At 75.6% G+C, this 22,342-nt stretch carries 14 protein-coding genes; 4 read left to right on the top strand and 10 right to left on the bottom strand.

The window, feature by feature from the left end; genetic code table 11:
• Nucleotides 1-88: 88 nt before the first annotated feature.
• Both WMF43_RS27610 and WMF43_RS27605 read right to left on the bottom strand, forming a co-directional pair.
• Nucleotides 89-880, bottom strand: coding sequence for a hypothetical protein (locus WMF43_RS27610; protein ID WP_437668987.1), 792 nt, complete (start codon nucleotides 878-880; stop codon nucleotides 89-91).
• A 126-nt stretch (nucleotides 881-1,006) separates the two neighbouring features.
• Nucleotides 1,007-1,852 (bottom strand): aldo/keto reductase, encoded by an 846-nt coding sequence (locus WMF43_RS27605; protein ID WP_437668985.1) that lies wholly within the window; start codon nucleotides 1,850-1,852, stop codon nucleotides 1,007-1,009.
• Nucleotides 1,853-2,109: 257 nt separating this feature from the next.
• On the opposite strand from WMF43_RS27605, the gene WMF43_RS27600 reads away from it, so the two are divergent.
• Nucleotides 2,110-2,325 carry a hypothetical protein gene (locus WMF43_RS27600; protein WP_437668983.1) on the top strand — a complete coding sequence of 72 codons (216 nt, stop codon included), beginning with the start codon at nucleotides 2,110-2,112 and terminating at the stop codon, nucleotides 2,323-2,325.
• 239 nt (nucleotides 2,326-2,564) lie between these two features.
• Here the strand turns inward: WMF43_RS27600 and WMF43_RS27595 are convergent, their stop codons facing one another.
• From WMF43_RS27595 to WMF43_RS27585, 3 genes are all read right to left on the bottom strand, one after another.
• Nucleotides 2,565-3,569, bottom strand: a complete 1,005-nt coding sequence (locus tag WMF43_RS27595; RefSeq protein ID WP_437668981.1) for a PP2C family protein-serine/threonine phosphatase — start codon at nucleotides 3,567-3,569, stop codon at nucleotides 2,565-2,567.
• A 3,093-nt stretch (nucleotides 3,570-6,662) separates the two neighbouring features.
• On the bottom strand, nucleotides 6,663-6,962 hold the full coding sequence (locus WMF43_RS27590; protein ID WP_437668979.1) for a hypothetical protein: 300 nt from the start codon (nucleotides 6,960-6,962) through the stop codon (nucleotides 6,663-6,665).
• Between the two features lie 46 nt (nucleotides 6,963-7,008).
• The gene (locus tag WMF43_RS27585) at nucleotides 7,009-7,965 is read right to left on the bottom strand and encodes a hypothetical protein (RefSeq protein ID WP_437668977.1); all 957 of its coding nucleotides are present in this window, start codon (nucleotides 7,963-7,965) and stop codon (nucleotides 7,009-7,011) included.
• Between the two features lie 341 nt (nucleotides 7,966-8,306).
• Between WMF43_RS27585 and WMF43_RS27580 the strand changes: the two genes are divergently transcribed.
• From WMF43_RS27580 to WMF43_RS27570, 3 genes are all read left to right on the top strand, one after another.
• Nucleotides 8,307-10,292 (top strand): protein kinase domain-containing protein, encoded by a 1,986-nt coding sequence (locus WMF43_RS27580; RefSeq protein WP_437668976.1) that lies wholly within the window; start codon nucleotides 8,307-8,309, stop codon nucleotides 10,290-10,292.
• A 404-nt stretch (nucleotides 10,293-10,696) separates the two neighbouring features.
• The gene (locus WMF43_RS27575; RefSeq protein ID WP_437668974.1) at nucleotides 10,697-11,740 is read left to right on the top strand and encodes a hypothetical protein; all 1,044 of its coding nucleotides are present in this window, start codon (nucleotides 10,697-10,699) and stop codon (nucleotides 11,738-11,740) included.
• Between the two features lie 80 nt (nucleotides 11,741-11,820).
• Nucleotides 11,821-13,398 (top strand): hypothetical protein, encoded by a 1,578-nt coding sequence (locus WMF43_RS27570; RefSeq protein ID WP_437668973.1) that lies wholly within the window; start codon nucleotides 11,821-11,823, stop codon nucleotides 13,396-13,398.
• Between the two features lie 31 nt (nucleotides 13,399-13,429).
• On the opposite strand, the gene WMF43_RS27565 is transcribed toward WMF43_RS27570, so the two are convergent.
• Genes WMF43_RS27565 through WMF43_RS27545 form a run of 5 tightly spaced genes read right to left on the bottom strand, consistent with a single transcriptional unit; the run spans nucleotide 13,430 to nucleotide 22,335 of the window.
• Complete coding sequence (locus tag WMF43_RS27565; protein ID WP_437668971.1) at nucleotides 13,430-15,343, bottom strand: glycosyltransferase family 39 protein; 1,914 nt, start codon at nucleotides 15,341-15,343, stop codon at nucleotides 13,430-13,432.
• Nucleotides 15,340-18,903: a bpX6 domain-containing protein gene (locus WMF43_RS27560; RefSeq protein WP_437668969.1), complete on the bottom strand. Its 3,564-nt coding sequence runs from the start codon at nucleotides 18,901-18,903 to the stop codon at nucleotides 15,340-15,342. Before WMF43_RS27560 ends, WMF43_RS27565 begins: the two co-directional genes overlap by 4 nt.
• On the bottom strand, nucleotides 18,900-20,741 hold the full coding sequence (locus WMF43_RS27555) for a hypothetical protein (RefSeq protein ID WP_437668967.1): 1,842 nt from the start codon (nucleotides 20,739-20,741) through the stop codon (nucleotides 18,900-18,902). Before WMF43_RS27555 ends, WMF43_RS27560 begins: the two co-directional genes overlap by 4 nt.
• The gene (locus WMF43_RS27550) at nucleotides 20,738-21,166 is read right to left on the bottom strand and encodes a hypothetical protein (protein ID WP_437668965.1); all 429 of its coding nucleotides are present in this window, start codon (nucleotides 21,164-21,166) and stop codon (nucleotides 20,738-20,740) included. Before WMF43_RS27550 ends, WMF43_RS27555 begins: the two co-directional genes overlap by 4 nt.
• Nucleotides 21,163-22,335 (bottom strand): AAA family ATPase, encoded by a 1,173-nt coding sequence (locus WMF43_RS27545; RefSeq protein WP_437668963.1) that lies wholly within the window; start codon nucleotides 22,333-22,335, stop codon nucleotides 21,163-21,165. Before WMF43_RS27545 ends, WMF43_RS27550 begins: the two co-directional genes overlap by 4 nt.
• Nucleotides 22,336-22,342 lie beyond the last annotated feature (7 nt).

The following is a 22,342-nucleotide window of genomic DNA, read 5'->3' as shown; positions in this document are numbered from 1 at the left end:
GCCGCCGGCGCGGCGTCAGCGAGCCGCCGGCGCGGCGTCAGAGCCGCCAGCGCGGCGCCGGCGCCGCGCCCTCAGGCCGCGCTCGCCGCTACGGACAGGCGCCCTCGACGGCCACGCCGGTCGCGCGCAGGCGCTCGGTCGCGGGCTCCTCCGGGAACGTGAGGGTGACGTCTACGTCGACGGCGCACGGGGCGACCGCCCCCGTCTCGCGCCACGACAAGCTCCCGGTGGCGGCGGTCGCGTTCACGGCCGTGTCGGAGGGCTGCGGGTCCGAGCCCTTGCAGTCCTCGGCCCGGTCCGTGACGAGCGCGCGTGACAGGCCCCAGCCCTCCGGGAGCACGACGTCCAGGCCGGCCGCGCTCTCGGTCGGCGCATCGATGTAGAGCAGCACGCACCGGCCCGCCGCCTCATCGGACTTGCGCACGACGACGTGATCGAGCCCGCCCGGCCAGTAGAACGCGGAGTACTCCCCGCCCGCCATGCAGGTGTCCCCCGCCGCGACGTCCACCCCGGCCCGCTGCGCGACGCATTGGTTGCAATAGAACTGGCCATCACACCCGCAGACGCCCGGGCAATCCGCCGGGCACACCTCGGGCCGGGCGGAGCACCGGCCCTCGCCGTCGGCCCTGCCGCACAGGTCGTCCGGGTGATCGCAAAACTCCGTCGCCGCGTCGCACGTCGCGCCGGCGCGCCCGCCGCAGGCGAGCGGCGCGCTGCCGCCGCCGCCGTCGCCGCCTCCGCCGCCGGTCGCAGATCCGCTGGAGCTGTCCGCGCCGCCGCCGCCGCCCGCTCCGCCGCCGCCGGGCGGGGTCTCGACGGTGTTGTCGCAGGCGGCGAGGAGGAGACCAAGGAGCAATGAAACCAAGTTCGTCGGTCGCATGGGCTCATCATGTCACGTCCGGCGACAGGCGAGGAGCGAAGAGCGCTCCTCGCGGCGGGCGAAATGCCCTGCGCTCCTCGCTCTCCGCGCGCCCTCCTCTGGAGGCGCCCGGCAGCTAACGGCGCCCTACAGCGTCGGCAGCACGCCGCGATCCTGGCGGAGCGGGAATGCGGTCTCGAGCCGGGCGATGTCCTCGGCGGTGAGCTGGAGATCGCCCGCGGCCGCGTTGTCGAGCGCGTGCGCGGCGCGCGCGGCCTTCGGGATCACGAAGACCGACCGGCGGCGGAGCAGGAAGCGCAGGGCCACCTGCCAGGGCGTCGCGCCGTGGGCGGCCGCGATCGACGCGAGGACCTTGCCCGTCGGGGTGTTCGGCGACGGGAACCGGCCCGAGCCGAAGGGGCTGTAGGCGACGACGGCGATGTTGTGCCGCTCGCAGAGCGGCAGCACCCGGTGCTCGATCGCCCGCTCGAGCAGGTGATAGAGCACCTGGTTGCAGGCGATCTCGTTCATCCCGGCGATCGCGATCGCGCGGGAGAGCTCCGCCTGGTCGAAGTTGCTGACGCCGAAATAGCGGATCTTACCCTGGGCCCTGAGGTCCTTGAAGGCGCGGAACGTCTCCTCGAGCGGGTGCGACCCGGGCCAGTGGAGCAGATAGAGGTCGAGCCGGTCGGTGCCGAGGCGCTTCAGGCTGCGCTCGCAGGCGGCGAGCGTGCCCGCGTAGCTCGCGTTCGTGGGCAGCACCTTGGAGGCGAGGAACACCTCGTCGCGGCGCCCGGCGATCGCCTTGCCGACGAGCGACTCGACCGCGCCCGAGCCGTACATCTCGGCCGTGTCGATGTGCGTCATGCCCGCGTCGAGCCCGCGGCGGATGGCGTCGATGCAGCCCGCCTCGTCGTCCCCCTCCATCTGCCAGGTGCCCTGTCCGACGACCGGCACCGCCACGCCCGTGAACCCCAGGTTGCGCTGTTCCATGAACGATGACCCTCCGCTTCAGACCGCGGGAGGCGCGCAACGTCCCTCTCTCGTCCGAGGTGCGCCCCCGCCCTGCGTGGAATCGCTGAAATCGCCGTGGGAGGCAAGCCCGCGAGCGCTCTCGAGGCGCCGAGGCCGGTTGTTTGCGGCGCCCGCCGCTGGCCTGAAACCATGGAAAATTCCTCGATTCAGGACGAGGTAGCCAGCCGGTGAGCGGCTGTGTGGATTCGCCGCGACCTCTGGAGGGAGATGGGTCGATGCGCCGCGTGCTGATCGGCTCGTTCGTGTTCGCTGCCGGCCATCTCCGGATCAGGTTCGACGACGACGGCTTCGACGATTTTCCGGACCCGGCGAACGAGCGCGATCTCTGTGATCCGGCGGTGGATCGGGGGCTGCGTGATGGACGGCGTCGCCGACCGGCGTGGCGGAGGGGAGTACTCGGTGACGGTGACGCTCGCGGACATCGCGTGTGAGAACTGCACGCTTGAGCGCATTCAGGTCATGACCGACCGGAACCCGGCGACGCTGTACTATCGCTGCGCCGAGCTGGCGCTCCGGTCGTCGGGCGAGACGGGCGAGGGCGGCGGCGCGACGACGGGAGCAGGCGGCGGCGTGGCGATGGGGGCGGGCGGCGGCGCGGCGACGGGGGCGGGCGGCGGCGCGGCGACGGGGACAGGCAGCGGCGCGGCGACGGGGGCGGGCGGCGACGCGGTCAGCCGCCGCCGCGCCCGGGCGGGGCCGGTCCGGGGCGGCGGCTGCCGTGATCCCCTGAGCCGGCGTTCCCGGGCGTCCGCCGGCCGTCGAAGCGGGCGATCTCGTCGATCGCGAGCGCGCCGCCGTCGGACGGCGGCGCGAGCCAGAGGCCGTCGAATCGCGCGACCAGCACGGTCACGTTGTCGCGGCCTCCGGCGCGGAGCGCGGCGTCGATGAGCGCGCCGGAGGCGGCGGCCGGGTCGGGGTGGGCGTCCAGGGCCGCGGCGATCTGCCGGTCGTCGACGAGGTCGCTCAGCCCGTCGGTGCACAGCAGCAGCGTGTCGCCGCGGCGGAGCTCCACGGCGGAGAGCGCGATGCTGAGGTGCTCCCGCAGCCCGAGCGCCTGGAGCATGACGCCCCGGTGCTCGAAGGTGGCGGCCTCCTCGGGCCTCATCTTGCCGCTCTCGAGCAGCGACTGGACGAGGGTCTGGTCGCGGGTGATCTGCGCGAGCTCGCCGCCCCGGAGGAGGTAGGCCCGGCTGTCGCCGACCTGCGCGAGCAGCAGGCGCTCGTCGCACAGCGCGGCCACGGTGGCGGTGGTCCCGCTGTTCCGGTGCTGCGCGCTCCGGCGGGCGTTGTCGAGCACGGCGCGCCCCGCCTCCGCGAGGGCCGCGAGCAGCCCGCGCTCGAGCGCGTCGCTCGTCCGCGGCGCGGATCGGGCGAGGGAGGCGTGGACCGTGCGCGCCGCGAGCCGGCTCGCCGCGTCGGGCGACGAGGCCCCGCCCGAGCCGTCGTAGACGGCGAGCGAGAGGGCGAGCGGCGGCTCCACGGCGACCTGGGCCGCCGGGGCCGCGGGCGCCGCCGGGACCACGGGCGCCGAGGCGGTCCCGTAAGAGAGCCCGCGCGCGAGATCGCTGATCAGGAAGGCGTCCTCGTTGTGCTCGCGGTGGCGCCCCACGTCGGTCCGCGCCGCGATGGCGATCGGCGCGGCGTGCTCGGCGGCGGACGAGCGGTACACGGGCATGCATGCATCGTAGCCCGAGGGCGCGGTCTGCGGGAGGGCGCCGGCTCGGCGGGTCGAGAAACGGCGCCGTCGCGTGACGGATGCCGCGGGCAGGGCGTATCGGGGCAAGGATGGCGGCAAGGACGAAGCCGGCCGCTCGCGGCGCTCTGCGCAGCGCGATGCACGTCGTCGCGGCCGACCCTCCACGGCCAACCCTTCTGCGCAGGGTCGCGTGAGGCGCTCGAGGGGGCCCGAGGTGAAGGGGAACCTGGGAGCTACGAGCGATGTGTTCTCCCGGGCGTCGAGAGCGTTGATGAGGCCGGTGTCTGTCGCGACGGCGGTGGCGACGAGGCGAGCCGAGGGCGGGGCCGCGCTGGAGCAGGGCGCCCCCTCGGCGAGATCGTCGTCGGAGGAGCCATGGGCGACGGGCGTGGCGGCGACCTTGTTCTTGCAGAGCCCCACGCGCAGAGGAGCATCGGCTCGACCTCTTGGGCGGTTGTGAGCTTTGGCCATGAACAGGGGCCATGCGCACGGCCGGGAGGTGCCGAGAGCGTTGTCAATGCGCCGAGAGGAGCTGGAGCTTGCTCGGGGAGGCGCCGCGCGCGTCCCGTGGCGGAGGCTCGGCGGGTGGAGAGGGGGAAACCCGGGTCGGGAGAGGCACGGCGGGGGTCCGGGAGAGGGGCCCCCCAGCTTGGTGTATCGGCGCTCGCGGCCGGAGTGACGTATCCCCCCGCGGCGAGGGACGCGTTCCCTGGCGGCGGAGGACACACCCCAGCTCGGAAGGCGAGCGCCCCGCGGGGGATGAGGCCGGCGAAGTGGGGGGTGAGTGCGGCGAGGTGGGGGGGCGACCGGAGCGGGGTGGGGGACGACCGGGGCGGGGTAGGGAATGACATGACGGGAGGCGGGGGGGAGACGGCGCGAGGTGGGGGAAGCAGCGCCGGAGACCGGGGGGGCGAGCGGGCGACGTGGGGGAGAGAGTGGCAAGGCGCCCTGGAAGGGCGGAAGGGCTGGGCGAGGAGAGGAGGGGGCGTGGTAGTAAGGAGGAGGGCGGACCGGCTGCGAGCGGTGAGTGATGCGAAAAACCCGGGGGGCGCTCGCAAGGCTGGCAGGTGTTTGAAATGACGCAGGATTCGGGGGGAGCCGGGGGCGCGCGGAGCGCCTCCGGTGACCCCGGCGGGGGGTGGAACGGGAACCTCTCGCAAACCGGGTTGCAAGTACGCGAAATGTCTCGTATCCTGCGAGGGCACGTTCCGCCGCTGAAAGGCGGCGGCCCCATTGAAGCCTCACCACGGAGGGGCGCGTTATCACCCCTTCCAGCGTTCCGCCGCTGAAAGGCGGCGGCCCCATTGAAGCCAGCCCGGCTCGAAGACGCGCGCGACCGCGGACACCAGCGTTCCGCCGCTGAAAGGCGGCGGCCCCATTGAAGCCTCCCGATGCGTCGCCGGCGGCAAATCTCCCACGACGTTCCGCCGCTGAAAGGCGTCGGCCCCATTGAAGCATGATCCAGCCGTCGCGGAAATAGTCCTGTCCCAGCCGTTCCGCCGCTGAAAGGCGTCGGCCCCATTGAAGCCTGATGTGGCACGCAAGGTAGATGGTGAGGGTTTCTTCGTTCCGCCGCTGAAAGGCGGCGGCCCCATTGAAGCCCGTCGCGTGAGAACTCCGCGCGCGCCGTGTAGACCGCGTTCCGCCGTTGAAAGGCGGCGGCCCCATTGAAGCGGATCGTCAGGCCACGGCTGGCCCTCCACACACTTCGCGTTCCGCCGCTGAAAGGCGGCGGCCCCATTGAAGCGACCCACGCACGCCCTATATTCCTCGTCGTACCAGCGTTCCGCCGCTGAAAGGCGGCGGCCCATTGAAGCCGGACGAAGCCGCGCACCAGCCCCCAGAGCTTCTCAGCCGTTCCGCCGCTGAAAGGCGGCGGCCCCATTGAAGCTGGAGGTGCGGCGGGCACATCACGAGCACCCGGCGCGTTCCGCCGCTGAAAGGCGGTGGCCCCATTGAAGCATCGAATGCTTCGCATCAACCGTCATACTTTGCCGAACGTTCCGCCGCTGAAAGGCGGCGGCCCCATTGAAGCCCGCCGGCCGACTTCGTGGTTTTGGACGAAACGCGGCACGTTCCGCCGCTGAAAGGCGGCGGCCCCATTGAAGCAGGTCGTCGCGGAAGAACTGCGCCATCTTCGGACGCCCCTTCCGCCGCTGAAGGGCGGCGGCCCCATTGAAGCGTGATGAAGACCAGCATGCGCTCCCCACCCTTCGTATCCTTCCGCCGCTGAAAGGCGGCTGCCCCATTGAAGCGGCCGCTCGGCCATCATCCGCCCGCCGTTCGGCACGACCTTCCGCCGCTGAAAGGCGGCGGCCCCATTGAAGCTCGATGTAGAACATGGTCGAGTTGAGGATATAGAATCGACTTCCGCGGCTGAAATGTGGCGGCCCCATTGAAGAGTTCGCTCGCCAGCCGGGGCTTCTGCGCGCAGACGGGCCTTTCGCTGAAAGGCGGCGGCCGTATTCAAGCGGCGTCGCGCACCGAATCGAGACGGCGCTTGCCCCACCTTCCGCGGCTGAAAGGCGGCGGCCCCATTGAAGCTTCCGCGCCGCTGAGCATGACTACCACCCGCACTACGGCCCTTCCGAAGCTGAGACGAGTCGATCGCGTGAACGGTCCCGTCACGATCATGGCCGCGTCGTCGAGCGCCGCGAGCGCCCGGAAAAGCCTTCCGAGATGAAGAGATTGTCCTTTCGATGGCGGGTGGGGGCCGAAGCGCTGCTCGATGCGCTGCCGAACCTGCGAGCCGCGCCGCCGGTACCGATTGAAGGCGCGGTGGCGTACGACGCCAAACGCGCGTGGGTCTGTCGGTTCGATGCGCGAGCAAGCCCCTTACCTCGGCCGGTTCGGCACGGCCTCGGCGTAGTGCCGGTAGACCGTCGAAAGGCGGTCTCAACCGCGGCGACGGGGGAGGGAAGGCAACGCCGCGAGCTGCTGGCAGAGAGCTACCGCTCGGGCCTGATCCGCCGGGGTGGGTACCGAAGGCAGACGGGACGGCCAGCGCGGTCTTGCATCCAGAGCCAGTCCCACCAAGCTCAGCCCCTCTGGTCCGAGCTGGGCAGCTTCCGGTCAGCCGGGCTCGTCGAGCACCTCGTCGATGGATGCAGCGACGACGGCCTTCTCGAGCCAGCGTTCCAGCTGGTCTGGATCCCGCTGGGCCAGGATGCGCTCGCGCGCAGCGTCCGGTACGGCGATGCCGCGGACACGGAGCACGATCAGCACATTGCCTGCTCGCATCTCGGCGCGCCCTTCGGCACGCCCCAGCTCCCGCGCTTTCTCCCAAGTGTTGTGCATGGTCGCGATGAACTCCTGCTCCTCGGGCATCCGGCTCGGCTTTTTCTGAGCGCGCGTTTTGGCATCCAGGGCCACTCCCACCCGGCTCGCCCCGCTCTGTTTCGAGCTGGGCAGCTTCCGGTCAGCTGGGCTCGTCGAGCACCTCGTCGAGCGATGCAGCGACGGCGGCCTTCTCGAGCCAGCGTTCCAGCTGGCCTGGATCCCGCTGGGCCAGGATGCGCTCGCGCGCAGCGTCCGGTACGGCGATGCCGCGGACACGGAGCACGGTGAGCACGGCGCCTGCTCGCGTCTCGGCGCGCCCCTCGGCGCGTCCCTCGTTGCGCCCCTCGGCACGCCCCTCGTCGCGCCCCTCGGCACGCCCCAGCTCCCGCGCCTTCTCCCAGGTGTTGTGCATGGTCACGATGAACTCCTGCTCCTCGGGGGTCCGGCTCGGCTTCTTCCCGAGCGCGTGCTGCAAGTTTAGCAGGATCTGCTCGGCCACGGCACGCTCGTGCGCGTCCGCGGGCAGCCTGCCGAGATCTTCGATCGCCTGCCGCAGCAGCGGGCCTGCCGCCATGAGGCGGACGAGGAGCGTCGACCGATCGCGGGGCAGCTCGCTCGCTACGACGAACCCCACGCGGAGGACGTCCTCGCCGAAGAAGTAGACGCCGGCCGGCCAGCCGGGCGCGCGGGTGAGCTTGAGCTTGGTCAGGAGGGCCGTCGGCGCACCGGCGGTGATGATCCAGAGGAAGGGCTCGACGAGCACTCCGGGGGAGCGCTGCTGTTTCTCCTGCCGCTTGCGGTGCACGCGGCCCTTGCGCGCGCGCTGCTGCCAGAAGGCGATATGTTTCGCCAGGCAGGCACGAAACTCCTCGCCGTCCGGAGCGTGACCGTAGATCTCGATCAAGCAGAGCACGGCCGCGAGCCGGCCCAGGAGGCCGAGACGCGCGCGCTCGGCTTCATGCGCAGGGTCGGGCTCATGGCGGAGGTCGGCGTGCTGGGTCTCCGGGGATATCTCGTCGTGGGCGACGGTGGCGCCGGAAGGGCCGAGGGCCTCCTTGCCGATCTGCTTGGCGAGCTGGTCGAAGCGGTTGCGCACGGTGGCGGGAGACTGCCACGCACGCGCATGAAGACCCAGCGCATAACGCGTGAGCGCGCCGCGCAGCCCCGTTGCTTACTCGCCGTCACTTTTGTCACGATTATTGAGATCGAGCCCTTCATTCATGCAGGAGGGGTCGAGTTCGTTCGAGAGGGCAGTCAGATCCGGGCCAGCGCTGTAATCGCTTGGAACACGTCCCGGATCCGTCTCGCGGCTCTGCCGCCGGCGGAGCCCGCCAGCGGTCACGACATCGCCTCCCGCTCGCGGCGCCCCGCCCGCCGGTCCAGCCTCATCCGCCTCACCCCTTCTGTTCACCCGCCCCCTGCGGTAGCAATGGCCTCGTGCACCTCCACCCCGGCGTCCGCGTCGATCGCTACACCCTGATCGAGCCCCTCGGCCGTGGAGGGCAGGGCGCCGTCTGGAAGGTCCACGATCCGCTCGACGGCAGCCTCCGCGCCCTCAAGCTGTTCTTCCTCGGCGACCTCGACGCGGCCGCGGCGGAGCGCGCCCGGCGCGAGGCGCGGGCCGTCGCCGGCGCCGCGCATCCGGCCCTGGTGCCCTGCCGCGCGCTCTTCGAGGTGCCCGCGGAGGGCGTCGTGGGGCTCGTCTTCGACTTCGTGCAGGGCGAGGCGCTCACCGGCGCCGCGGCGCGCATGTCGCTCGCCCAGCGCGGCGCCGCGCTGGCGCAGCTCGCCGCCGCGCTGGCCCACGTCCACGGCCTCGGCCTCGTCCACCGCGACCTGAAGCCCGCCAACGTCCTCGTCACCGACGCCTTCTGGGGCGCGGCCGAGGTCCCGGGCGGCGTGCGGCTCATCGATTTCGGGATCGCCGCGCCCGCGGGCAACCCGAGGCCCCTGACCGCCACGGGCTCGGTCATCGGCACCGTGGCGTACATGGCGCCCGAGCTGCTCGCCCCGGGGCGATGGCTCCCGCTGCGCGAAGGGTTCGCACGCGACGTGTTCGCGTTCGGGGTGCTCGCGTGCGAGCTCGTCTGCGGAGCCCACCCGACCGGGCTCGCGCCGGACGCGCCGGTCGAGGCGTTCGTCGACGCCTACCTCGCGGCCGAGCAGGGACATCGCCCCTGGCCGCCGCCCGCGCCGGACGCCCTCTGGGCCGAGGTCCTCCGCGTGTGCCTCGCCATCCAGCCGCGGCAGCGGCCCGCCAGCGGCGCCGCGCTGCTGCCCAGGGTCGAGGCCGCCGCGGCGGCGGCGCGGCCTCGACCTGGCGCGCCGCTGCACGCCGCGCCGCCGCACGCCGCGCCGCCGCACGCCGCGCCGCCGTACGCCGCGCCGCCGTACGCCGCGCCGCCGCACGCCGCTCCGCCGTACGCCGCGCCGCCGCACGCCGCGCCGCCGTACGCCGCGCCGTCGCGCGCGAGCGCGACGGACCTGCACCTCGGGCCGACCGAGTTCCAGGTGCACCCCGCGCGGACCTCCTCAGCCGGACCGCGCTCCAGCGACCCGCACCGCACCAGCGATCCGCACCGCACGACGCCGATGCCGTCGCCGCCCTCCGCGGCCGTGCGGCCCTCCGCCCCGACGTTCACACCGTCGCCTCCGTCCGTCAGCGCGCGGCGGTCCGCGGCGACGCCCGTCTCCACGTCGAGCACCTACGCCGCGCCCGCGCCGCCCCGCCACGAGGCCCAGCCGCCCGGCAAGACGGCGCGCTCGGCGCTCCTCGTCGCGCTGGGGCTGGCGCTCGGGGTCGCCGCGTCCGCAGGCGCGGCGATGCTCGCCAATCGCGCCGAGCCGGAGGCCGACGAGGCGGCGCTCCCGACCGTCCCCGCGGCGCCAAGCTCGGCGCCGGTGCGGCCCGACCCTCCGCCCGCGGCCGACCCTCCGAAGCCGCTCGAGGTCACGCCGTGCTGCAGAAAACAGGGCGACTGCCTCGCCAAAGGGATGACCTGCCAGCCCGCGCCGTGCGAGGACGCCCCGCTCCCGGATCGCTCCTGGTGGCTGCGGCTCACCGGTGTCGCCCGGCGGCCCGAGGGCGAGAGCAGGTTCAGCGAGGACATGGCCAAGACCCACCCGGCCGCACAAGCCTGCATGCGCCGCAACGCCACGGGCGAGGAGATCTGCATCCCCTTCACCCAGGATCCGGCCACGCGAGGCGAGCCCATCGCGCGGCTGCCGGTCACCACCGGAGAGCTGGTGCGCGGCGAGGTCGCGATCCGGGTGCTGGAGGCCGGCGCGACGCTCCTCGACGGGCGGACCGCGGAGAACCGCGACTGGCTCAAGGGCGGCGTGCTCTGCCAGGGATTGCTCCTCTACGTGGGAGAGAAGGCCAGCGCGTCGGTGCGGGTCGGCGTCGCGCTCGACGCGGAGTGAGGAGCGCCGCGTTCATGTCCACAGCGTCGCATCAATTCGACGTCGATTCCTTTGCCGGGCGCTCATCGATCTCTCCCTCTGCCATTGTTTCGTCCGCGTGATGCGCAGAGTGCATCCGCGTGGCCGCGCACGCAGGGATGCAAGGCTTCTGGCGTCAGGCCGCACGAACGCGTCGAATCCCGACAAATAGCCGTCAAGAAATCGTCACGCCCCCGCATGGACGAAACAGGGCATCACGCACACAAAACTTAACTTGAGCCCCGAGAGGTACGTCCGTACGGTGGGACACAGTTCCGCTGTTCTCGCGGCGTTGATGCTCCGCGCGAGGTTGCGGGGCCGGCGCATGGGGGGCGCGACGAGATCGTGCGCCTCATGCCACCACACCCCATAAGGAAAGACTATTTATGAACAAGCTGCGTACGGTGGCGATCCTGAGTGCGCTCGGTCTCATGTCCCTGGCCGGCGCCTGTGGTCCCGCGCTGGAGCCGGGTGATGACGCCGCCGAGTCGGTGGCCGGCGAGCGCCTCGACATCGTCGAGGTGGACGAGGCGGCCGGCAAGCTCGTCGTGAAGTTCGAGAAGGACGGCCGCACGATCACCTATGACATGCGCCTCGGTCCGAAGATGGAGATCCCGCCGAGCGCCGAGGAGCTGGCCGCGAATCCCGAGCTCCCGACCTACCAGGTCGACGCGCTGGTCCGCGACGCGAACGGGCAGATCTTCCAGATGCGGATGGGCGGCGACTCGTTCATCGACGCGAGCTGGGCGATGCCGCACGTCGAGGGCTTCGACGAGGCAGGCCGCGTGAAGGACATCCAGCTCATGCGCGCCGCGGTCCCCGCGTTCCGCAAGCTGAAGCTGCCGGAGAGCCTCGACCAGCTCCGCCTGACCGGGATCGACATCGGGCTCGGCGTCGAGGAGGCCCCCGAGAAGCCGGGCCTCACGAACGACGCGCCGGCGGCCCCGACGACGATCGAGGGCACGCTCTCCCCGCAGGTGAACGTGGTGAGCGGCGGGAGCTCCGTCGTGAAGTGGGACTACCGGATCCGGAACAAGAACCTCGCGGGCGGGCTCGGAAACCACACCGGGGTCCACCTCCGCGGCTGGACGTCGAGCAGCATCGTCTTCAACGCCGACAGCTGCAACCACGGCTCCTGTGCCAGCTCGTCGTCGATGGCCACCCACTGCACCATGAGCGGCTTCCGCACCGACGACGGCACGCACACCCGCTTCTTCTACTCCGAGACGTCGACGAGCACCGGCTCGTCGAACGGCGGCTGCACGACGCACTACGACTGGGACAGCACCTCGGTCAACGGCGGCGCGCACAACTGCAACGACGACGCCGAGCTCCAGGGGAACGCGATCTACCACGACAGCTCGCAATCCACGACGGGCGGCTCCTGCAGCTCGCTCGGCTTCCACAACTGGTCGCCGGGCTGCCACTGATCTAGTCCGGACCCCCAACGCCCGATCCGAAGCCGGCCGGCCCCGCGAGGGGCTGGCCGGGCCTCGCCCCCACGAGCGCCGTGTCGCGCCGCCTCCTGCGCCCCTTCCTGCCCCCTCGCCGCGGCGCCACGCTCGCGGGGATCGCGCTCGCGGTCCTGTTCGTGATCGTCTTCGCGATCCGGCTGCCCGAGCCGCTCGGGCCGGACCAGGGGCTCTTCGCGTGCTTCGGCCGCTGGGCGCCGCGCGGCTGGCTGCCGTACCGCGATCTCTTCGACAGCAAGCCGCCCCTGTTCCTGTACTGGTTCTCGCTGCTCGCGCTCGTGCCGGACGAGCTCCCCCGCGCGCTCTTCTGGCTCGAGGGGGCGTGGCTCGCGGCGACGCTCGCCTTCTCCTGCCGCTGCGCCTCCCGGGCGTGGGGGCGCGCGGCGGGGGTGGCCTCGGCGGCGCTGCTCCTCGCCTTCGCCTGGGCGCCGGGGTTCGGCGGGTTCTGGTCGCGCGCGCAGGCCGAGGAGATCCTCGCGCTGCCGATGATCGGGTCGGCGTGGCTCGCGCTGCGGGCGCTGGGGCGCGAGCGGCTCGCCTTCGCTTCCGGACTGCTCGCCGGCGTCGCCGGCCTGATGAAGGTCCCCGCGCTCGCGATCGCGGCGGCCTGGGCGATCGTATTCGTCGCGCACACCCGCGGCCTCGGAGCGCTCCGGCGCGTCGGATGGCTGCTCGCCGGCGCGGCGGTCCCCTGGGCCGCCGCGCTCGCGTGGTTCGGCGCGCACGGCGCGGCGGGGGCCTTCACCGGCGCGGTCTTCGCGCACCAGCGCGCGTACGCGGCGCTGATCGCGCCGCCGTGGAGCTCTGTCCTCCCGCGGCTCGCGGCGACGCTCGCCGACGTCGCCGCGCTGCCGCTCGCGGCGGCGGCCGTGGGGCTCTTCGCGCTCGCCCGCCGCCGTGCGCGCGAGGCGTCGTGGCTCGCGGCGTGGACCTGCGCGACCTTCGCCGCGATCGCCGCGCAGCGGCAGCTCGCGGGGTACCACTACCTGCTCGCGGCGCCGCCGCTCGCGGTCGCGGGTGGGTACGGCGTCGCGGCCGCCCTGCGCGCCGCGCGCCGCCGCGGGCGGGCCCGCGCGGCGGCGGTCGTTGCGCTCGCCGCCGTCGCCCTGCTCGCGGCGCGGAGCGGCGCCGCGTGGTGGGAAGCGTACGCGCCCGGGGCCGCCCACCTCGCCGGGCGGACGAGCCGACCCGGCTACCTGCGTGCGATCCAGCCCGGCGCCTTCTCGATGGTGACCGAGGAGGAGGCCGCGCGTGTCGTCCGGGAGCAGACGCGCCCGGACGAGGGCATCCTCGTCTGGGCGTTCTCTCCCGGGATCTACGCGCTCGCCGATCGGCACCCGACGACGCCCTACGCGTTCCACAAGCTGATGCTCACCGAGGCGCCGCTCTCGGCGCGGATCCCCGGCCTCGAGGCGCGGCGCGCGGCGCTCCTCCGGCAGCTCGCGATCGACCCGCCGGCCTACGTGATCGTCGGCAACGGCGACACGAACGCCTTCGAGCCCGTCGACTCGCAGGGGACGCTGCAGCGGTTCCCCGAGCTGCGCGATCTGGTCGCCCGCGACTACGCCGTCGAGCGGCGGATCGGCCGACTGACGCTCCACCGGCGGAAGCCCTGACCGCCGGGCCGCGCCCGGGGCGGCCGCGCCGTCACCTCACGAGCGCGTCGAAGGCCGCCCAGAACGCCGGGTCGGGGAGCGTCGCGCGGTGCGCGCGCGCGATCTCCCGGGCCCGGGAGCGCGCGTGGCCCGGGCTCGCCGCGGCGGCGGCGCGCAGGGCGCGGAGCGCGGCGTCGGTGTCGCCGCCGTCGAGGTGGAGCGCCACGAGCTGCATGTGCTCGACCGCGTAGTCCTGCGGCGCGCGCTTGCCCGCGGCGATGTTCGCCTCGAGCGCGCGGATCGCGCCGGCCCGGTCGCCCGCGCGGGCGCGCGCGGCGGACGCCATGCGCCGCGGCGCGAGGTCCCACGGGTCGAGCGCGGCGGCGCGCTCCCAGGCGTCGGCCGCCTCGACGGTCCGGCCGAGCGCGTCGAGCGTGTTGCCGAGCTCGAGCCACGGCCGCGGGTCGCCCGGGTCCGCCTGCGCCGCGCGGCGGAGGTGCACGGCGGCCCGGTCCACGTCGCCGAGCCGGCGGTGCGCGAGGCCGCGGTAGAGGTCGCGCTCGCCCGCGGGCGTCATCGTCGCCTCGGGGACGGGGACCGCGCAGGCGAGCGCGAGGGCAGCCGCGGCCGCGATCAGGGCCGCGCGCGCCCGCGGCGCTGCCCGCGCGACCGCGGCCACGCCGGCGGCGGCGAAGATCGCGAGGACCGGGACGCTCGGGACGCGGTAGCGGGCCGAGGCGAAGAAGAACGCGTAGACCGCCGCCTGCGCGGCGACGAAGGCGAGGGGGAGGAGCAGCCGCGCGCGATCCCGCAGGCTCGCGGCGATCCCGACGAGCGCGAGCGGGAGGAGCGCGACGTCGGGCCAGCCGGTCGCGCGCGGGCCGACGAGCGCGCGGAGCACGCGCGACTCGGCGCGCACGGCGTAGAGGTCGGTGTCGCGGGGGATCTCGACCGCGTGGAAGAAGAGCCAGAGCTTGCGGAGATAGAGGCCGAGCGCGTCGATCGGGTGGGCCGCCCAGAACGCGAGGCCGCGGCGGAAGAACCACGAGGACGCCGCGCCCGGCTCGGAGATCCGCGCGGCGCGCCACGGCTCCTGGGTGAGCTCGGTCCAGCGCGGGCCGGGGCGGATGGCGAGCGTCTCGAGGTAACGGTCGTTGTTGCCGAGGAAGAAGTTCAGGCCGCCGTTCGTCGAGATGAGCACGAGCTCGCCCGAGCGGAGATAGTTGTACGCGGCGACCGGGAGGAGGGGGACCAGCACGGCCGCGGCGAAGACCCACGGGACGACGCGGCGCTCGCGGGTGCGAAAGAGCACGAGCGCCGCGAGCGCCGCGAAGGGGAGGACGACGGGCGTGAAGAGCGCGGCGAGGCCGAGGAGGGCGCCGGCCGCGGCGGCCCGGAGGACGCTCCTCGGCGCGTCGAGGAGGAGCACGAGCGCCGCGAGGTCGAGCAGCCCGGCCCACGCGGCGGGGAGGAGCTCGCCGCCGGCGAAGACGAGCAGCCCGTGGAGCGCGACGACGGCGGCCGAGGCGACGGCCACGCGCGGGCCGAAGAGGCGCCGGGCGAGGGCCCAGGCGAGCGCGCACGCGGCCGTCCCGGCGAGCGCCTGGAGCAGCCGCGGCGCGTAGAGCCCGTCCCCGGCGACGCGGAAGGCGGCGGCGAGCACGAAGAGGATGCCGGGCGGCTGCCAGAAGGGGCGGCGGTCGAAGGGGGAGCCGCCGAGGAGGCGCCGCGCGGCGGTGGCGTAACGCTCCTCGTCGAGCGGCGGGTTCTCGAAGAGGACGTCCCCGCGCAGCTCGTGGAGGTAGAGGAGGCGCACGAGCAGCGCGACGGCGAGCACGGCGCCGAGGGCGAGGCGCTCCCGGCGGCCCACGCCGGCGTCGCTGGCCGCGGGAGGCCCGGGGGGCGCGGGGAAGGCGCGCAGCGGGCGCCGCAGCCGCCCGAGGAGGCCCGCGCGCCCCGCGCTCACGACACGCGCCACTCGGCGACGACCTCGCCGCTGTCGGTCGCGAGGGCGAGCAGCCTCCCGCGGTCGTCGGCGACGACCAGCCGGTCGCCCTGGAGCCGCAGGCGCACCGCGGTCGCGCCCTCGAGCGCGACGCGCGCCCGCTCCACCCACCGCGCGACGCCGAAGACCACGACCTCGCACCCCGCGTCCGACCGGTGCGCGAACGCGGCCAGCTCGTCCGACGCCGCCGCGTCGCCCTCGGGCCGCGTGGCCTTGAGCGGCAGCGCTCGCCAGGGTCTGCCTTGCTCGAGCAGCCCGGCCTCCAGCGCGCCGCCGTCCTCGCCGGCCTTCCACGCGGCCACCACGCCCCGCGGAGAGAGCGCCGCTCCGCGCAGCGCCTCGCGCGCCTCGACCTGCCAGCGCGCCCTCATGCAGAGCGCGGGCAGCTCGTACGTCCACACCTCGGCGCCCGCGAGGAAGCTGCACGCGCGCGCCCCGCGCGCGACGGCGCCCGCGCCTCCGCCCGGCGTGTCGAGGCGGAAGAGCGCCTGCCACCCGTCGTCCAGCGCGTCGATCGCGTGCGCGCCGCCCTGCGCGCCGACGAACCACACGGCGCCGTCGAAGTCGGCGGCGAACCACGCGAGGCGCGCGTCGCACCACGCGCGGGCGCGGCGCCCGACGAGGTCGATCCGCGCGATCCGGTGCGCCTCGCCGCGCGGGGCGAGCGCGAGGGCGCGATCGCCGTGGTCGGAGATCACGAGCCGGTGCGCGGGCTGCGCGAAATGGACCAGCGTCCTGCCGTCAGGGGACAGGAGGCGCACCCCCGCCTCGCCGAGCGCGACGAGCGCGCGGCCGCCCGGCAAGAGGGCCGCGTCCAGCACCGGGAGCGCGCCGGCGTCCCCGGCGCGGCGCGCGACGACCCGGCTCGCCGGCGCGTCCGCGCAGCGCACCGGCCGCACGTCCACCTCGGGCAGCGCCACGGGGAGGCCGCGTCCGCTGAAGTCCACGACCACGGCGGTGGCGTCGTCCTCGGCCTGCGCCTGCCCCGCAGGATCCCGCGCCTGCCCCTGCTGCGCGCGCGCTCGTTGCACGAGCGCCTTGCTCGCCTGCCGCGGATCCGCGTGCCTCGCGAGCAACGCGCGGATCGCGCCGTCGTCGACGGCGCGGTGGACGCCGTCGGTGCAGAGCAGCAGCCGGTCGCCGCGGCACAAGGTGACGTACAGGACGTCCGGCTCCACCGCCTGGGCCGCGCCGAGCGTCTTCGTGATGATGTTGCGGTACTCGGACGTCTCCGCCTCCGCGGCCGTGAGCTTGCCGCTGGCGAGCAGGTCCTCGACCAGCGTGTGATCGCGCGTCACCCGGAAGAGCTGGCCGGCGCGGAAGAGGTACACGCGCGTGGTGCCGACGTGGGCGATCCAGAGGCGGTCCGCCGCGTGCGCGACGACCGTCGCCGCGCAGCGATAACCCCACACCTCCATGGAATCGAGCCACTGGACCTTCCGCCAGAGCGCGCTGCCTGCCGCCGCGAGCGCCTCGCCGAGCCGCTCCCCGAGGAGGTCTGCCGCGACCGGCCTCGCGGAGAGCTCGTCGAGCACCTCCCGCGCCACCAGCTCCGACGGCGTCGTCTGCGCGTCGACGCCGCTCGATCCGTCGAGCACCGCGAAGAGCGCCCCGCGCCACGGCAGCGCGCGCCCGGCGCTCCCGTCGCCCTCGCGCGGATCGCCCTCCGCGCCGAGCACCACGAGGTCGCCGTCGCGGTCGCGCCGGTTCGCGCCGCGCGCGGCGCTCGACGCGGCGGAGAGCCGCACGTCGTCCGGCGCCGCGGCGCCGCCGCCGGCGAGCCCGCGCGCGTCCGCCGCGAGCAGCGGGTCGCCGGCGGCGGCGAGCAGGCGCTCGACGAGGCGCTTTTCGGCCGGCTCGCCCCGGCGAGGGAGGAGCGCGCGCGCGCAGGCCCGCGCGAGCAGGCGCGTCTCCGGCGTGGGCGCGCCCTCGAGCAGCTCCCGGCCGAACGCGGCGTGCGCGAGCCGCGCCTCCGCGCCGTCGTCGTCGAGCAGCGCCCGCGCCCGCGCGGCGACGTCCGCGAACGCCTCGGGGGCGAGCCGCGCCTTGCGGGCGAGCATGCGCGCGCCGGTCAGGCCGCCGACCTCGATCCCGCGATCGATCCACGCGGCGGCCAGGGGGCGCGCCGGCTCGACGGGCCAGGCGGCGTCCGCCGCCGCGGCGTACGCGCCGGCCGAGGCCAGGTGATCGGCCCAGAGGAGCCGCAGCGCCGCGGCCCGCTCGCGGTGCGCGGGCTCGAGCCGGGCGACGGCGTCCGCGAAGGCGCCGGTGCGGCGCGCGATGCGCACGGCGCGGTCCGCGTTGCCCGCGAGGATCCACTGGCGGACGACGAGCCCCGGCGCGAGCTCCCGCCCCTCGGCGAGCTCCGCGGCCAGCTGCAGCCGCCCGTGCCGCTCCAGGAACGACACCGCCTCTTCGCTGGCGCCGAGCAGCTCGGCCAGCACGAACGCCGCCTCCTCGTGGCGGCCCTCCGCGGCGAGGCGCTCGAGCGCGCGGCGGTACCGCGCTCGGAGCGCGGAGAGCAGGTCGTCCCCGAGGTAGAGGGAGGAGGCCGCTCCGGTCTGCGCGAGCGCGATCCCGAGCTGCTCGCGCGGCGTCGGCACCGTCAGCGCCGGCGGGCCCGCGGCGCCGCCGGGGCCGCCGGCGATCGGGATCGCGTGCCGGAGCGCGCGGTCGAGGTCGCCGGCGTCGAACATGTCCAGCGTCTGCGCCAGGTACTCGGCCTGGCGCCGCCCGACGAAGGGCGCGAGGCGCGCCCGGATCAGCCACCGCGCGGCCGCGGTCTGGAGCGCCGCCCCGAGCCGGCGGAGCCAGGCGCCCTGCGTCCGCCCGCGCCGCGCGACCAGCACGACGGCGCCCTTCGCAGCCGGCCGCCCGCGCCGGCGGGAGAGCAGCGCCGACAGGAAGGCGACCGCCCGCGCGAGGCGCGCCACGCCGGCGAGGGCGCGGCGCAGGAGCTCCGGGGGCGGCGGCGGCGGCGGCGCGCCGGCCGCGCCGCCGCGGGCGAGCGCCTGCGCGACCTGCGCGGCCTCGCGCGGCAGCGGGCCCAGCGCGAGCGCGCGGCGGAGGTCCACCGGGGGAGGCCCCGCGATCGCCGTCGCCGGCTCGACCAGCGGATCGCCGAGCGGCGCGACCTCCGCGAGGCCGAAGGCGCTCACGTCGAGCCACGCGGCCGGGTCCTCGGGCTGCCCCTCGTCCGGGCCGACGACGACCACGGCGCCGCCGACGACGAGCAGGGCCGCGCCCGCCGGCGGGGCGAGCGCCGCGAGCTCGTCGCGGTCGAGCGGCGCCGCGGAGAGCGCGCCGCCGAGCGCCACGAGCGGCGCGCCGGGCGCGCGCGCGCAGTCGACCCACGCGGGCGCGCGGAGCTCGACGAGCAGGCCCGCGGCGATGCGCCGGACGCGCGCGGGCGCGAGCGCGACGACGCGCCGCCGCGCCGCCGCCTCGCCCGCGCGCGCCTCGTCGACGAGGAAGCCGGCGGCGCGGACGACGCCGCGGTGGACGAGCCGCCGCGGCCTCACCGCGCCTCCAGGGCCGCCCGCAGGACGAGCGCGCGCGCCGCGATCGAGTAGACGCTCAGCGTGCCCGCGGCGGTCGTGAAGGCGACCTGGGGGCCCGCGACGCTCGCGCTGGCGTGCGCGATGGGCGCGTCGGCGGTCACCCACGTCTCGGCGCCCGCCGCGCCGACGCGCTCGACGCGGGTGCGCGTCCGGTCGACGACGATCAGGCCGGGCCCGGCCGCTCCGCCGTGATCGTCGACGCCGATCACCTCGTCGCCCTCGCGGACCGAGACGCGGCGATCGGCGCCGTCCTGGAGCCGCGTCACCGCCCACTCCAGCGGCGAGGTCTGGAGCGCCGCGAGGCCCGTCGGGCCGAGCACGGCGCCCTCGCAGCCTCCGCGGCGCGGGCCGGACGCCTCCTTCACCTTGAGCGCCGCGCCGTCGGGGGAGGTCGCGAAGGTGAGCAGGCGCGGCGGGTCGTCCGCGGTGATCGCCACCACGTCGCTGGCGCGATGGGCGATGGCGAGGACGCGCTCCTGGAGCACGTTCACCTGGCTGCCCGCGAGGCAGAGGAGCCGGCCGCGCGGGTCGCAGCACAGGAGCAGCCTCTCCGCGAGCGGGCAGAGCAGCGCGAGCTTCGTGTCGACATCGTTGAACGGCGGCGGTCCGCCCCACGCCGAGGCGAAGGCGGCGCTGCGCACGGACGCGCCGCCGCGCTTCGACATCTCGTGCACGAACAGCGCGCCGCCGTCGTGCGTGAGGAGCATGGTCTTGCGGTGGCCCTGGGTCTGGCCGACGCCGGCGAGGCGCTGGTTCCCCGGCGGGCAGAACAGGCGCGGCTTCGGCGGGGTGACGACCCGCGGCGACTGGGGGAAAGGGAACGTCACGAGCGCGCCGCGCTCGCCGTACAGGAAGAGCCGCCTCCCATCCTGCCCGAACACGATGTTCGACGCCGGCGCCACCGCGGCGCCCGCCGCGCGCGTGGGGACCGCGGTCGCGACCTGGAACGGGTCGCGCAGGAGCCGCACGGCGACGTCCGCGGGCGGCAGGGCGAGGTGCACCTCGCGCGGCGCGACGCCGGCCCCGGCGACGCGCACCGCCACGCCCGCGGGGGCGCGCGGATCCAGCCCGTCCTCGACCTCGATCCGCCGGCTCGCGAGCTCCGCGCACGCGCGCGCCGCCGCCGGCGCGCCGATGAGCCACGTCTCCGCGGCCGCCGCGCTTCCCGCGCCGGCGCCCGTCCCGCCGGCCGCGCCGCCCGCGCGCCTCGCGGCGCCGGCGCCGCCCGCCGCCTCCAGCGCGGACCGCCAGCGGCGGGCGTCGCCCTCGCTCGGCCGGCGGGCGCTGCGGCGGCCGAGGAGCGCGAGCACGCTCGCCGCCGTCACCTCCTCGACGAGCGCGCACGCCTCGTCCTGGAGCACGCCCCACGCGAAGCTCGCCCCGGCGTCGCGCGCGCGCTGGGCGAGCAGCACGAGCGCCGCGAGGTGCACGACCCGCGGCGCGCCGAGCTGGTCGCAGCCCGCGTCGAACAGCGCCACGCACCGCCGCGCCGCCGCGGGGCTCCGGTGGGCGCGCTCGACGAACAGGAGCTCCGCCGCGGCGGCGCGGCGCAGGAACTCGTCCGGCACCTCCTCCGCAAGCGCCCAGTCGGTCGCGAGCAGCCGCTCGTAGGCGCCGCGCCGCCCGATCCCGCCGAGCCCGTCGGGGTCGTCCGCGCCGCCCTCCGGCGCCGCGCGCGGGCGCGGGCCGACGAGCAGCGAGAGCTTCTCGACGACGCCGCCCAGCGAGAGCGCGATCTCGCGCGGGAAGATCGCGAGCGCGGCGCTCCACGGCGCGAGCGCGCGCGGCAGCGCGATCACGGCGCCTCCGCCAGCCAGCGCGCGACGCGCCCGCGCGCGAGCGGCGACGCCGCCGCGCACGGGACGAGCTGCCCCGGCCCCGGCAGCACCGCGATCGGCGGCGCCGCCGCCGGGAACCGCCGCGCGAGCGCGCGCGCGAAGAGCGCCGCGCCGGCGCTCGGCCGCGCGTTCGTGGGCAGGAGCAGCGCGGGCGCGTCCGCGTCGGTGCCGAGGTACACCACCCCGTCGACCCACGGCAGGTCCGCGGCGTCGCCGAGCACGACGATCGCGCGCGGCCCCGCGGCGCCGCGCAGCCGCGCGAGCGACGCGTCGTCCAGGCGGAGCAGCCGCGCGCCGAGCGCCCGGGCGGGCTCCCCCCACGCCGCCACGGCGCTCGCGGGCAGCGGCGGCTCGCGCGGCGTCCAGGAGACCGGCACGAGGCTCATCGCGGCGCGGCGACCTCCGCGTCGTCGTCTGGAAGTTCTCGTAACTGCTCGACGATTCGCTCCCGGGCGCGCGCGAGCTCCGGCGGCGTGGCCTCGGCGGAGAACCCCGCGTCGATCTCGCGCGCGATCGCCTCGAGCTTGAGCCGGAAGGCGCCCGCGCCCTCGTCGCCGCGCGGCCCGTCGAGGAGCCGCTCGGCCTGCGCGGCGAGGCGCGCGGCGCGGGCGCGCGGGCCGAGCGAGCCCTCCTCGGCGGCGGCGGGCAGGCTCGTGTTCTCGGAGGGCGCGAGCAGGTCGCGCAGGGCGTCGCGCGCGATCCGCTGCCCGGCCTCGGTCGGGATCGCGAACACGAGCGGCCAGAGGTCGCGCTCGTCGGGGCGGCCGCGCCCGGCGAGCACCGCGGCCGCGGCCACGAGCCGCTGCACGCGCGCGGCGCGCCGGTCCGTGAGCTCGACGCCCGCGCCGCGGACCCGCCGGAGCGCGTGCGCGAGCAGCGGCCGCGTCGCGGCGAGATCCGCGGCGCGCGCCGCGGCGGCCAGGGCGTCGAGGTCGGCGAGCGAGGCCTCGGGCGCGCGCTGCGCCTGCCCGTGCGACCACGCGGCCTCGAGCAGCGCCTCGAGCTCCGGGTCGCCCACGGGCTCGACGAACACGCGCACGAGGAAGCGGTCGGCGAACGCCGCGAGGTGCTCGTGGTCGGGCAGCTGGTTCGAGGCGCCGACGCACACGCGCAGCGGGCACGCCACCGTCGTGTGCCCGCGCCGGAAGCGGCGCTCGTTGAGCAGGCCGAGCAGCGTGTTGAGGATCGCGGTCGAGCCGAGGAAGACCTCGTCGAGGAACGCGACGTCGGCCTCGGGGAGCATCCCCGCGGTCTCGGTCTCGACGAAGCCCTCCTTCAGCCGGCGCAGGCTCACGGGGCCGAAGACCTCGCTCGGCTCGGTGAAGCGCCCGAGCAGGTACTCGAAGTAGTTGCCGCCGAGGCCCTGCGCGATCCGCCGGACCGCCTCGCTCTTCGCGGTGCCGGGCGGCCCGAGCACGAGCGCGTGCTCGCCGGCGATGGCCGAGAGCGCCACGAGCTCGACGAGCGCCCGCCGCCCCACGAGCCCTTCGGAGCTCGCGGCGACGGCGCGGCGCACGGCCTCCCGGGCCGCGGCGAGGTCGGTCACGGCGTCCATGCGGCTC

The organism is Sorangium sp. So ce131, from assembly GCF_051519095.1.
In the GTDB taxonomy this organism is placed as follows: Bacteria; Myxococcota_A; Polyangia; order Polyangiales; family Polyangiaceae; genus Sorangium.
Note: the sequence above shows the minus strand (reverse complement) of the source record. Positions and strands in the feature narration are given on the sequence as shown.